This is a genomic window from Enterococcus avium ATCC 14025 (genome assembly GCF_000406965.1).
In the GTDB taxonomy this organism is placed as follows: Bacteria; Bacillota; Bacilli; order Lactobacillales; family Enterococcaceae; genus Enterococcus_A; species Enterococcus_A avium.
Map to the genome: position 1 here is coordinate 152,154 of NZ_KE136357.1, position 12,572 is coordinate 164,725.

Here is a 12,572-nt window from a genome sequence, read left to right on the forward strand (position 1 = left end):
AATCCAAAAGAATGTGTGAACTGTCCTCTGCTAAACCAATGTACCAAAAGTAAAAATCATCAACGAGTCATCACGAGACATGTTTGGGGAGATCTGATGGATGAAGTGGAACATCTTCGCCTAACGGATCTGAATAAATCAATTTACAAAAAACGGAAACAAACGATTGAACGAATATTTGCGGATGCAAAAGAAAAGCATGGGATGCGTTGGACCAAGTATCGAGGCTTGGAAAAAGTCGCGACGCATACGATGCTAGTGTTTGCTGCAATGAATTTAAAAAAATTAGCCACCTGGCTATGGAAAGGCAAGTCGCCTTTATTTTTTTGTCCTGAATGTCGAAAGAAATCAGATAAAAAGACGTCCCAAACTCAAATTACGAGTTCGAGACGTCTTTTGTCTACAGTCTGACTTGCTGATCCAGCAAGTTTTTTTGGTAATATATGTCAATTTTTTGGTAAGATATTGAAACATTTTGATTTATAAATAGCGTATGTTAGACCTATAACAATAAGTAAGGAGGTCTAATTAATGGCAGATTATCTAAAGAGAATTGAACGTATGAAAGAAAGAGTCACTAATACACGTCCAGAAGTTGATTTAGAGAACGCGCGCATTTTAACTAAATCTTTTCAAATGACAGCAGGACAGCCGTTAGTTATTCAAAAAGCAAAAGCATTCAGGGCTCAATGTTTGGAAAAAACAGTTAGGATTTATGATGACGAGTTGATTGTCGGTTGTGCGGGAAGTAAGCTTCGAGGAGGAATTATTTGTGCAGATACTTGTTGGTCGATACTAGATGATGAGTTAGAAACAATTAGTGAACGAAAGTATGATCCTTTCTATTTAACACCAGAGGACAAACAGATGTTTCTTGATGAAATCAAACCCTACTGGAAAGGCCGTTCGACTTTTGAAGCATGGTTAGAGCAAATCCCTGAAGAAACAAAGGATCTACGAGACACAGGAGTTATTTATATTAATCGAAAAGCTGTCCGAGGATTTGGAGAGGTAACCGCTGGGTACCAACAAGTCATTAATGAAGGGCTAGAAGGGATTCGTAAAACTATACTAGAAAGAAAGAGCAAACTTGATCTGACTATTCCCGGTGATTATGAAAAAAGTGTTTATTTGCAATCGCTATTGATCACGATGGAGGGGATCGAAATACTCGCTCGCCGTTATGCCAAGGAAGCTGCAAAAATGGCTCTTGCAGAAAAAGACCCAATTAGGAAACACGAATTGGAAACAATTGCAGAAACTTGTGAGCGTGTGCCCAAATATCCTGCTCGGAATTTTCGTGAGGCACTCCAATCACTGTTTCTTTACCAAATCGCTATTTTTATGGAACAGAATGCAGCCAGCTATAATCCAGGCAGAATAGATCAATATCTTTACCCGTTTTATAAGAAGGATATTGTTCAAGGAGAACTAACTGAAGAACAAGTTCAGGAGTTGTTAGATTGTCTATGGGTGAAGTTTAGCGAATCATGTCTATTTCAAGATGCTGAAACTGCGGAATTTGCGGCAGGCTATCCTATGTTCCAAAATGTTTGTGTCGGCGGAGTGGATTCTTCGGGAAAGGATGCAGTTAATGAGTTGTCGTATCAAATTATTCAAGCAACAATGGATGTCCAATTATATCAACCATCGTTATCTGTTCGTTATAATCTAGCCAAAAATCCGAATAAATTTTTACGCAAAGTCATAGATTTAATCAAGTTGGGAACGGGTTTTCCTGCATTCCATAATGATGATATTGGAATTCGAATGTTAATGAATAAAGGCATTCCGTTAAAAGAAGCATTCGATTGGAATCCTTGTGGCTGTGTAGAAACAAATCTTGAGGGAAGAACAAAGCAGTATACTGCTTTGGCTGATATCAATTTAGGCAGTATGTGTGAATTTGTTTTTACTAATGGTGTCAATCGTAAGTCTGGACACAAAGTATCAGTCGAAACTGGAGATCCTAGAGATTTTCAAACGTATCAAGCATTTGAAACAGCCGTGAAAAAACATCTGGTTTATGCAATTAGAGCCTGTGTAATGGGAAGTCATGTTATTGACGAAATATGTATGAATCGGCCCGTGCCGGCGCTTTCTCTGACTCACAAAGAGTGTATTACAAAGTGCTTGGATTATTCACAAGGTGGTACAAAATACAATGTCGGAAATGGCATCATTTTGATTGGTGTAGCTGACCTGATCAATAGTTTGGCAGCGGTAAAGTCATTAGTTTATGATCATCATTTAGTATCTATGGATGAACTATTCCAAGCACTATCAGCCGATTTTATTGGCTATGAGGAAATTAAGGAATTGTGTGAACGGGCACCAAAATACGGCAATGATAATGAAGAGGTCGATGACATTGCCAATGAAATGTTTACTTTCATCGCGGATGAAATTGAAAATTATCAAAGTAAATTCGGCAAAATGACGCCTGGTATTTTACCGGTATCAGGAAATACTCCTTTTGGTTTAGAAGTTGGAGCGCTTCCGTCTGGCAGAAAGGCTTGGACACCTTTAGCCGATGGTGTGAGTCCAAATGGAGGAACAGACACAAACGGACCTAGTTCAGTTATAAAATCTGTAGCCCATATTCCACATGATCGTTTTGTCCAAGGAACGCTGTTGAACATGAAAATCGAACCGGATCTATTGAAAAATGAAGCAGGAATAGCTCAAATGATGGCGCTTTTGAAATCAGTTTGCTCACTAGGTTTGTTCCATGTGCAATTCAATGTTATTGATCGGGAAGTTTTATTGAAGGCTCAAGAGCATCCAGAAGACTTTAAAGGTTTGTTAGTAAGAGTTGCAGGTTATACAGCCTATTTTGTCGAACTGGGTAAAGATGTTCAGGATGAGATTATTGGTAGAACACCTCAAACTGGCTTTGTGGCAGGCTAATTATGGAACGAGGAACTGTACTTCGTATGGAGAAAACATCGATTTATGATGGTGAAGGACTAAGAACTGTTGTTTATTTAAAAGGCTGTCCGCTAAGATGTAGCTGGTGCTCAACCCCTGAATCACAAAAAAGAACGATCGAAAAAGGCTTTGGAAGAATTATGACGGTTAAGGAAGTAATCAAGGAAATAGAAAAGGATGCGGTATTTTTTTTCCATTCGCAAGGAGGCGTGACGATCAGTGGTGGAGAGGCTCTGATGCAGGCTGACTTTGTTCGAGAATTATTGCAGGAATCTATGTATTTAGGAATTAATACGGCTCTAGAAACGAGTTTTTTTGCGGATTACCAAGAAATTAAAAAAATTGGTTCATTCCTCAATTCTATCTATATCGATATCAAATGTTTTGATACTGAAAAACATAAACAATGGACTGGGGTCTCTAATAAGTTAATTTTAAGTAACATTGAAAAATTTACTCAAGAATTCCATAGCTGTTCAGTACACATTAGAATTCCTGTCATTCCTACAGTGAATATGAATCAGAGCGAACTTCTAAAAATTGCAAAGTTTGTTGGAGAACTATCTGAGGTAGAGGACTTAGAATTACTTCCGTACCATCGTTATGGCCTTCAGAGCTATCAACAATTAGGTATAAAATACAGTATGGAAAATTTAGAACCTCCCTCTGAAGAAAAGATGTTTGAACTTGCGGAGTTCCTTGCAGAACAAGTTCCAAATATGAAGGTCTTAACTATGGGGAAAAGCTTTTAAGACAAGAGAAAAAAGAGCTAAATAGTGGCATTTAGCTCTTTTTCAGTTATAAATATTTCTCCAATCCCGCTGCGATCCCATCCTCATCGCAAGAAAGTGTCACATCATCAGCGATTTCTTTTAGTGCATCTACCGCATTGCCCATCGCAACACCGATCCCCGCGTATTCGATAATGGAGCGGTCGTTGTGCCCGTCACCAAATGCGATGATGTTCTCTGAATGGATGCCCATTTCAGGAAATACCGTATTCAATGCCTTCGCCTTATCAATTCCTTTGTCAGTGAACTCAAAATAAAACGGTGCAGAGAAGGCGGCTGTAACGATTTTGTCAAAAGGAGCATGGAGTGCTGGTGCAATCTTCTGCAAATATTCTGGTTGTGCTGCGATCAAAATCTTGTTGATCGGGAAGGTCGCAAAGGCTGCCAGATCATCAATCTCACTGAGTTTGAAATTACCGCCGCGTGCTTCATATTCAATAATATTGAATGCGCCATCAGGTAAATCCAGCATGCCGCTGTAAACGTCATTTACATAAAGATAATCTTCTTTGTCAATCATCGCTATGACATCAAATTTTTTCAAGTGTTCTAGAATTGCTTGGCCCGTTTCGATACTCATGGCCTGATTGAAGAGCACCCCTTTTGTCAGACAATCAGTGACGCGCACTCCGTTGTATGAAACGAGGAAGCCCTCATATTTAGTCATTTCCAATTGCTCTGCCAGCTCTAGCATCCCTGTCGTTGGGCGACCAGAAGCCAAAATGACTTTGATGCCTTTTTCTTGCGCCGCGATCAAGGCTTGTTTGGTTTTTTCCGCGATTATTTTTCCTGTGTTCAATAACGTACCATCAATATCTAGTACGATTGCTTTGATAATCATTCCATCACGTCCTAATCAATTTGTTACCTTAAGTCTACTATCGGCCAGATAAGGTGTAAATGGTTTCATTTGTAAATGACGGTGGAAAATCAACGAAAAAATCCTGCTCTTGCTTGGTAGAAGAGCAGGATTTAGTATCAATACGTCATTTAGTTTTTTTAACGTGGATGACAGGAATCGAACCTGCACCTCGTATTAAATGAAACAAACCGTCGTTTTAAGTCCCATTTCTGAGTTTAAATACCAAGTTCATCCACAAGAAGAGTGTACGACGGTTAGCTTATAGAAAGCTTAAACGGATGATAGAAAACAAAAAGAGCGAGAATCATTCATTAATTTTAGAATGTTCCTCGCTCTTTTCTTAATCTAAAAATGTCACAACTGAACTATAATGCTCTTTTACTTCGCTGAGAATTCCATCATCTGTGATCAACGCAGTTAATTGAGGAAGGTTAGCAAATGTCGCGATTGATTTTTTCTCGAATTTCGTGCTATCAATCAAAGCTATCGTTTGTGAAGCTAACTCTACCATCCGTTTTTTTAGTTCTACTTCATATAGATTGAAATCCGAAAGACCTTCTGTAGCAGAAATGGCATAGGCGGAGGTAAACAAGGTATCGATGTTGACTTTTTTTAGAATTTCAATTCCTAAAACGCCTTCCACCGCATTCGAACTCCCTTTAACGACGCCACCGATTAATACAACTGTCAAATTTAGATTTTCTTTTAAAAGAGAGGCAGTACGCAATCCATTCGTTAACACGGTGATACGTAAATCAGATTGACTGATGAGTTTCGCTAACTCATAGCAAGTAGAACTGGCGTCTAAAACAATACATTCACCATTTTCAATCAGCGGAAACGCCTTTTTGGCGATCTCGGCTTTCTTTTCAATATTCTTTTGTTTTCGAATGTCATAATTTTTATCGATTTTCAAGGTTTCGTCTTCTTTCGAACGAGTGGCACCACCATGTGTTCGGATCAACATATTGTTAGCACTAAGATAATTCAGATCTGAGCGGATGGTTGCCTTTGAAACAGATAATAGTTCGGTCAAGTCATTTACGGAAACAGAATCCCGTTCTTGCAACAAAGCAAGAATTTTTTCTCTTCGTTGATTTGTATACATAAGCTGGTCCTCCAAAAGTTCTAATTGACTATAGTATATAGTAGTAGTACCAAAAAAACAACAAAAAACAGCACTTCTATTTTCGTATTAATCGAATAAACACCTTTTGTTTTCGCTATTAGCAGAAGAAACGAAAATAAACGAAAATAATGATTGACAAAACGAAAGCCAACGCTTACTATGAGGGTACAAAGAGAAAAAGGAGAGAGAAAAATGAAAATTGGAATTGGATCAGATCATAATGCGTTTGAGATGAAACGTGAATTATTCGCATATATAAAAGCAAAGGGATTCGAAATAAAGGACTATGGGTGCTTTTCTCCAAATGAGGTTGACTATCCGGATATTGCCTTTAATGTTGCAAACGGGGTAGTAAATCAGGAAATTGATCGCGGGATTCTCTGCTGTGGAACGGGGATTGGCATGGCGATGGCAGCCAATAAAATTCCTGGAGTAAGAGCCGCACAAGTTCACGATACCTATTCAGCAGAACGAGCACAATTAAGTAATAACGCACAAATCATTACCATGGGCTCAAAGGTTATTGGATTAGAGGTTGCTAAAAAAATTGTGGACGAATATTTGTCAGTCACATTCGAAGGCGGCAATTCTGGCAGAAAGATTGATCAGATCATGGAAAAAGAAGCAGAGTATTCAAAATAGGAGGAAAAATGATGAAATTCTTTTTAGACACAGCGAATGTAGAGGAAATAAAACGAATCAATCAATTAGGATTGGTGGATGGTGTAACAACGAATCCCACGATCATTTCAAAGGAAGGTCGAGATTTTAAAGAAGTGATCACAGAAATCTGCGGTTTGGTCGATGGGCCTGTAAGTGCAGAGGTGATCGCTCTTGATACCGAGAACATGGTGAAGGAAGCTAGAGATATTGCAACGTGGGCGGACAATATCGTCGTAAAAATTCCTATGACAGAAGATGGCCTGCGAGCAGTGAATATCTTATCTAAAGAAGGAATCAAGACCAATGTCACCTTAGTTTTTACAGTCGCACAAGGTTTAATGGCCGCTAAAGCAGGTGCAACGTTTGTTAGTCCATTTGTAGGGCGCTTGGATGATATCGCTACCGACAGCTTGGCGTTAATCAGCAATTTGAAAAAAGTGTTAACCCAATATGGTTATCAAACAGAAATCATCGCCGCGAGTATTCGCAGCTTAAAACATGTGGAAGATGTTGCTGAGTTAGGTTCAGATATCGCAACGATTCCAGGTACTTTGTTCCCTAAACTTTGGTCACATCCACTGACCGATGCAGGAATTCAAGCCTTCCTGAAGGATTGGGAAGCCTTTAAAAAATAATTGTAGAAAAAATTTCTGAAAGGAGGAAATAGCATGCGTAAACCAATTGTTGGTATCAGTTTAAAGCTATATCAAAACCAAATTGACGATGCTCGAAATTTTGCCCACGCTATTGTTGAAGAAGTGGGTGACGAGAAAAAGGTTGAACAATTCATGTGTCCGGGAATGGGTGTGCTTTATCCGGTAGCTATGATTTTGAAGGATTCAGAAATCGGTTTGGGTTCGCAAAACATCGCACCTGTGCCAAACGGCGCCTACACAGGAGAATTCTCGATTGAATCTCTAAAGGAAATGAAGGGTGGCTATGCCGAGATTGGACACATCGAACGACGCACGCTTTTCAACGAAACGGACGATATGATCAATCAAAAAGTCCGCTTGGCACTAGATTACGAAGTGACACCGGTCTTGTGTATCGGTGAAGTTACGAAAACAGAGAATTATCAAGAGATTAAAGCGCTAATGAAGAAACAACTATTTCTGGATTTATTCCAAATCGAGGGCAAGAAGGCAGAGAAAATTATTTTAGCTTACGAACCGGCTTGGGCAGTGGGGAAAACCTGTGCAGCCAGCGCGGTTCATGTGCAGCAGGTTCATGGATTGATTCGTGAATGCATCAAGGAATTATACGATATCCAAACGTCAGAAAACATTCGCATCATATACGGTGGATCAGTTTCGCAGGAAAATACAAAACTAATCGTTTCCGATGAAAATGTCGATGGTGTATTCGTTGGTCGTTTTGGGCATAATCCGAAACAGTACGCGTCAATTGTTGAAACAGTAAAAAAAGTAAAGGAGGGGTAAACATGTTTGGCATTATTTTAGTATCCCATAGTCAGAAAATTACTGATGGAACCAAAGAAATGATCGAAGAAATGACTGGTACCAACGATGCAGTGCGAATTATTTCTGCAGGCGGTACAGGTGATGGGCGGCTAGGCACCAACTCGATCATGATCATGGAGGCAATCGAAGAGAATGCGGACTGCCATCATATATTAATTTTCTGCGATATTGGAAGCGCTATTCTAAGCTCGGAAACAGCGATTGACTTGATTGATGATGAAGAGCTGGCGATGAAAACGGAAATCATGGATTGTCCGTTAGTTGAGGGGGCATTTGCGGCAGCCGTTCAGGCAACCGTTTGTCAGGAGAAGGAAACCATAATCCAAGAGTTAGCACAGCTGTAAAGCTTTGTTGAATAAAAAAAGTGAGGAGCGAAAGAAATGAAGTTTCTGAGAAGTATGGTAGGTTACACGATCGCTGGCACTATTGTAATGTCTGTTTGGAATGAGTTAGGCAGTTTTGGCATCTTTGGCGGTTACTTGGCAGCTGGAATTATTATTGGACCCATGTGGTTTATGAATCATTACTTGAATTTGACAGGCAACGAAGATGATGCAGCATTTGTTGATATGGGGCTTGCAATTGGTATTTGCGGAATTGCTCGAGATACGTTCATGCAGGGTTCATCTGTATTAACTGATGCATTACCAACAATCGCATTAGTCATCGTGGGTGCGGTTATTGGTGGGATCGTAGCTGCAGCTTTTGAAAAAAGTGTGGCAAAAGAAGAACAACGCGATGAAAAGGCACCTGAACCAGGAATGACAGAAAAAGAGTTAGATCGTTTAGTTGGCGAAGAATAATCCATTAAGAAACGGAGGAAAAATAATGTCTTTGGGCTTAGGACTTGCAACAGTATGCGGCGGATTTTTATTCCCATTTGTAATTCGCATGGCATGGGGGAAAATGGTAGATCACTGGGGGCCAATCGGAGGCTGGATGGCCGCACTCTTTATTGTTGGAACTGTTTGGTGTATCAATCACGGTATTTCAACACCGATGATCGCACAAACAGGTGCGTGGGTCGATCAAGGGCTGGCAGCTGGTATCGGTGTCTGGGTAGCTTCTGCATTGGTCGGCGGGAACGTGAAAAAATCACTTCCTAAGATTGTCGCAGCCGTATCAGGAGGATTACTAGGCGGCTTGCTATTGTCATTGTTCTTATAAAAAAAATGCAGCATAACAACTAAAAACTATATTGTTAGGAGAATGGGAAGATGAAACGTTTAATCAATGATGGCTATGAAGTAGTAGAAGAAATGCTGGAGGGTTATGCAGCAGCGAACAAGCAATATGTGGACTTGGACTTGGAAAATCGTGTCGTTGTCAGTAAATTAATGAGTGAAGAACCGCGCGTTCGCGTAATTGTCGGCGGTGGATCAGGGCATGAGCCGATGTTCTTAGGCTATGTTGGAAAAGATTTTGCGGATGCGGCGGTTGTTGGAAACGTGAATACTTCACCGGCACCGGATGCTTGTTACGAAGCTGTGAAAGCGGTTGATAGTGGAAAAGGTTGTCTCTATTTATATGGAAATTACGCAGGCGATGTGATGAATTTTGATATGGGTGCGGAAATGGCGTTAGAAGAAGAGGGTATTCGGGTAGAAACGGTCACGACTACCGATGATGTCTATTCGGCTAAAGATAAAAAAGATCGGCGTGGCGTGGCTGGCGACTTGCCAGTCTTCAAAGTAGCTGGAAGTGCTGCGGCGAAGGGTTATGACCTAGATAAAGTCAAAGCAGTGACTGAAAAAGCCAATGACAATACCTATTCATTGGGTGTGGCGCTATCTTCTTCAACTTTACCTGTTACCGGCGAAGTGATTTTCCAAATGGACGAAGGCGAGATGGAGATCGGTATGGGGATTCATGGAGAACCGGGAATTGAACGTCGTAAAGTTGAAAAAGCCGATGTGATTATTGATGAGATGATGAAGATCATTTTGGAAGATTCTAAAATTGCAGCCGGTGATGAGGTGTATGTATTAGTTAACGGATTAGGGGCTTTACCGGTAATGGACCAATATGTCTGCTATCGACGAGTGGATCAAATCCTAAATGAAAAAGGGATTAATATCCATCGCACAGATGTGGGGAATTTTGCGACTTCGATGGATATGGTCGGAATGTCCGTCACATTGGTGAAGCTGGACGATGAGATCAAAGAATTGCTTGATGCACCATGTGATACACCTTATTATAAATTATAAGAAAAGGGTTTCATTTCTGGTATTAGGCTTTACCATAGGAACACGAAATTAGAAAGAATGAGGTGCGCTTTATGAGTGAAATGGTGTTAGATAAGCAGTTTTTTGCCGACAGTTTAGCGAAAATGGCAGAGCTTGCGGAAGTAAATCGTGATTATTGGACAAAATTAGATTCAGACATTGGTGATGGCGATCATGGAATCAATTTAAGCATTGGTTTTCGAGCGGTGAATGCCAACTTGCAGGATAATTTAGAAAAAGCGCCAGATATCAGTACGCTGCTAAAAAAATCCGGCATGCTGCTGTTGAGTAAAGTCGGCGGCGCATCAGGTCCCTTATATGGCAGCTTCTTTATCAAAATGGGCAAAGAGGATACAGGTAAAGAGACAGTCACTTTCCCAGAGTTTGCCGGGATGCTGAAAAATGGTGTCGAAGCCGTGCAACTGCGGGGAAAAGCAGAATTACAGGATAAAACTATGATTGATGCGTTGCTTCCAGGGATCGAATACTTAGAAGCACACAAGAACGATGAGGATGCCATTGCGGTAATGGAAGAAACAGTCGCGATCATGAAGCAAGGAGCAGAATCAACCATTCCTTTGGTTGCAAAAAAGGGTCGGGCAATGCGTTTAGGTGAACGTGCCGTGGGACATAAAGATCCTGGTTCGGAATCATCGTGGATGCTGATGAATATCTTTCTAGAGGAAATGAAAAAAATAGAGTGAACGGAAGATTATTATGACAAAATTAGAACAAAAAGCATTGGAGCTGCGGGAGTGGATTATCCGTTCTCTGGCTTCAGCAGGATCGGGACATCCAGGCGGATCACTTTCGGCGATCGATATTTTAACGACGCTTTATTATCAAGAGATGGATATTTCGGTGGAGAATTACGATCAAAAAGATCGCGACCACTTTATTCTTTCCAAAGGTCATGCGGCGCCAGCTTTATATACGGTGTTAGCAGATAAGGGCTTTTTCCCTAAAGAGGAGCTGCTTGATTTGCGAAAATTCGGCTGTCATTTACAAGGACATCCGGATCGGATCAAGACGAAAGGTGTTGATTCTTCAAGCGGTTCGTTAGGTCAAGGCTTATCCATCGCGAATGGGTTGGCTTTGGCTCAGCGTTTAGATGGGATTCAAAAAAAGGTTTATATTTTGATCGGTGATGGTGAGCTGCAGGAAGGGCAAGTCTGGGAAGCAGCTATGACAGCTGCGCATTACAAATTAAGTAATGTGATTGCCTTTGTTGATAACAACGGACTGCAGATAGACGGAACAAATGATGAAGTAATGGGTGTAAAGGATATCGGACAGAAATTTGCAGCCTTTAACTGGAACGTTTTGACTGCCGACGGACATGATTTTGATTCATTAACAGCAGCGATCAAGGAAGCGAAAGCCCAAGAAAAGGGACCGACTGTCATCGTCTGTCAAACGACCAAAGGCAAAGGGGTAAGCTTTATGGAAGATCAAGTCGGCTGGCATGGCAAAGCACCTTCGTCAGAGGAAGCTGAAAAAGCGCTCGCTGAGCTGAAGGAGGCGTTGTAAGATGAAAAAAGCCACAAGACAAGCCTATGGTGAAACACTAGCAAAACTTAAAGATCATCCTGACTTGGTCGTATTGGATGCCGATCTATCCGCCGCAACTAAAACCGATATTTTTGCCAAGACGGCACCAGAGAAATTCTTCAATGTGGGAATTGCCGAAGCAGATATGATCGGTACTGCGGCAGGCTTCGCTTTAGGCGGCAAGCGTCCTTTTGCCAGCAGCTTTGCGATTTTTGCAGCAGGACGGGCTTATGAACAGATCCGCAATGCCGTTGCCTATCAAAAGCTAAATGTGACAATTGCCGCTACTCACGCTGGGGTTACCGTCGGCGAAGACGGTGGGTCCCACCAGGCGATCGAAGATATTGCTTTAATGCGGGCGATTCCAGGGATGACGATTATCAATCCAGTGGACGATCTGGAAACAGAAGGTGCGATCGAAACGATTTTGGCGCATGAAGGACCGGTCTATCTGCGTTTGGGACGTTTAGCTGTAGAACGAGTTCACGAAGAAAAGCGACCTTTTGTAATCGGAAAAGGTGAAACGTTAGTAGATGGCAATGAAGGAACGATCATTGCGACAGGCTTGATGGTTCAAGAATCCCTCGAAGCAGCAAAGCAATTAGCCGAACAAGGTACTAAGATTCGTGTATTGAACTTTTCTACTATCAAGCCATTAGATGAAGATTTGGTCCTACAGGCGGCTAAAGAAACACCCTGGATTATTACTGCTGAAGAACATAGTGTGATTGGCGGATTAGGTAGTGCGGTTTCAGAATTCCTATCTGAGAATCAACCAACAAAAGTGATAAAAATCGGTGTTCAAGACCAATTCGGCCAATCAGGAAATCCAGAATTGTTGAAAGAACATTACGGTTTAACAGCGAAAAATATAATTAATAAAGTAAAACAATTAAGTTCCTAAAAAAAAGCAGATCAAGCGAAAAAATTTCG

Annotated in this window: 15 protein-coding genes and 1 tRNA gene; 13 read left to right on the top strand and 3 right to left on the bottom strand. The window is 41.0% G+C overall.

The window, feature by feature from the left end:
- The 3 genes from OMU_RS00715 to OMU_RS00725 all read left to right on the top strand — a co-directional run.
- Positions 1-411: transposase (locus OMU_RS00715; protein WP_016178051.1), on the top strand; the 411-nt coding region annotated here is incomplete at its 5' end.
- Between the two features lie 120 nt (positions 412-531).
- Positions 532-2,910 carry a glycyl radical protein gene (locus OMU_RS00720; protein ID WP_016178052.1) on the top strand — a complete coding sequence of 793 codons (2,379 nt, stop codon included), beginning with the start codon at positions 532-534 and terminating at the stop codon, positions 2,908-2,910.
- Between the two features lie 2 nt (positions 2,911-2,912).
- The gene (locus OMU_RS00725; RefSeq protein WP_016178053.1) at positions 2,913-3,683 is read left to right on the top strand and encodes a glycyl-radical enzyme activating protein; all 771 of its coding nucleotides are present in this window, start codon (positions 2,913-2,915) and stop codon (positions 3,681-3,683) included.
- A gap of 46 nt (positions 3,684-3,729) precedes the next feature.
- Here OMU_RS00725 and OMU_RS00730 read toward each other — a convergent pair whose 3' ends face one another.
- From OMU_RS00730 to OMU_RS00735, 3 genes are all read right to left on the bottom strand, one after another.
- The gene (locus OMU_RS00730; RefSeq protein ID WP_016178054.1) at positions 3,730-4,563 is read right to left on the bottom strand and encodes a Cof-type HAD-IIB family hydrolase; all 834 of its coding nucleotides are present in this window, start codon (positions 4,561-4,563) and stop codon (positions 3,730-3,732) included.
- 162 nt (positions 4,564-4,725) lie between these two features.
- A tRNA-OTHER gene (locus OMU_RS23115) sits at positions 4,726-4,820 on the bottom strand.
- A gap of 104 nt (positions 4,821-4,924) precedes the next feature.
- Entirely contained in the window at positions 4,925-5,692 is a 768-nt protein-coding gene (locus OMU_RS00735; RefSeq protein WP_016178055.1) for a DeoR/GlpR family DNA-binding transcription regulator, read from the bottom strand.
- 213 nt (positions 5,693-5,905) lie between these two features.
- On the opposite strand from OMU_RS00735, the gene rpiB reads away from it, so the two are divergent.
- From rpiB to OMU_RS00785, 10 genes are all read left to right on the top strand, one after another.
- The gene (gene rpiB / locus OMU_RS00740) at positions 5,906-6,355 is read left to right on the top strand and encodes a ribose 5-phosphate isomerase B (RefSeq protein ID WP_016178056.1); all 450 of its coding nucleotides are present in this window, start codon (positions 5,906-5,908) and stop codon (positions 6,353-6,355) included.
- A gap of 11 nt (positions 6,356-6,366) precedes the next feature.
- Positions 6,367-7,011 (top strand): fructose-6-phosphate aldolase, encoded by a 645-nt coding sequence (gene fsa, locus OMU_RS00745; protein ID WP_016178057.1) that lies wholly within the window; start codon positions 6,367-6,369, stop codon positions 7,009-7,011.
- Between the two features lie 33 nt (positions 7,012-7,044).
- A complete protein-coding gene (locus tag OMU_RS00750; protein ID WP_016178058.1) occupies positions 7,045-7,818 on the top strand; it encodes a triose-phosphate isomerase family protein in 774 nt (257 codons plus the stop codon).
- A 2-nt stretch (positions 7,819-7,820) separates the two neighbouring features.
- Entirely contained in the window at positions 7,821-8,204 is a 384-nt protein-coding gene (gene dhaM, locus OMU_RS00755; protein ID WP_016178059.1) for a dihydroxyacetone kinase phosphoryl donor subunit DhaM, read from the top strand.
- Positions 8,205-8,240: 36 nt separating this feature from the next.
- Positions 8,241-8,663, top strand: a complete 423-nt coding sequence (locus OMU_RS00760; RefSeq protein ID WP_016178060.1) for a Lin0368 family putative glycerol transporter subunit — start codon at positions 8,241-8,243, stop codon at positions 8,661-8,663.
- A gap of 25 nt (positions 8,664-8,688) precedes the next feature.
- Entirely contained in the window at positions 8,689-9,027 is a 339-nt protein-coding gene (locus tag OMU_RS00765) for a Lin0368 family putative glycerol transporter subunit (protein WP_016178061.1), read from the top strand.
- Positions 9,028-9,077: 50 nt separating this feature from the next.
- The gene (locus OMU_RS00770; RefSeq protein WP_016178062.1) at positions 9,078-10,070 is read left to right on the top strand and encodes a dihydroxyacetone kinase subunit DhaK; all 993 of its coding nucleotides are present in this window, start codon (positions 9,078-9,080) and stop codon (positions 10,068-10,070) included.
- A 71-nt stretch (positions 10,071-10,141) separates the two neighbouring features.
- The gene (gene dhaL / locus OMU_RS00775; RefSeq protein ID WP_016178063.1) at positions 10,142-10,792 is read left to right on the top strand and encodes a dihydroxyacetone kinase subunit DhaL; all 651 of its coding nucleotides are present in this window, start codon (positions 10,142-10,144) and stop codon (positions 10,790-10,792) included.
- Positions 10,793-10,805: 13 nt separating this feature from the next.
- Entirely contained in the window at positions 10,806-11,618 is an 813-nt protein-coding gene (locus OMU_RS00780; RefSeq protein ID WP_016178064.1) for a transketolase, read from the top strand.
- 1 nt (position 11,619) lies between these two features.
- On the top strand, positions 11,620-12,543 hold the full coding sequence (locus OMU_RS00785; RefSeq protein ID WP_016178065.1) for a transketolase family protein: 924 nt from the start codon (positions 11,620-11,622) through the stop codon (positions 12,541-12,543).
- Positions 12,544-12,572: the final 29 nt, after the last annotated feature.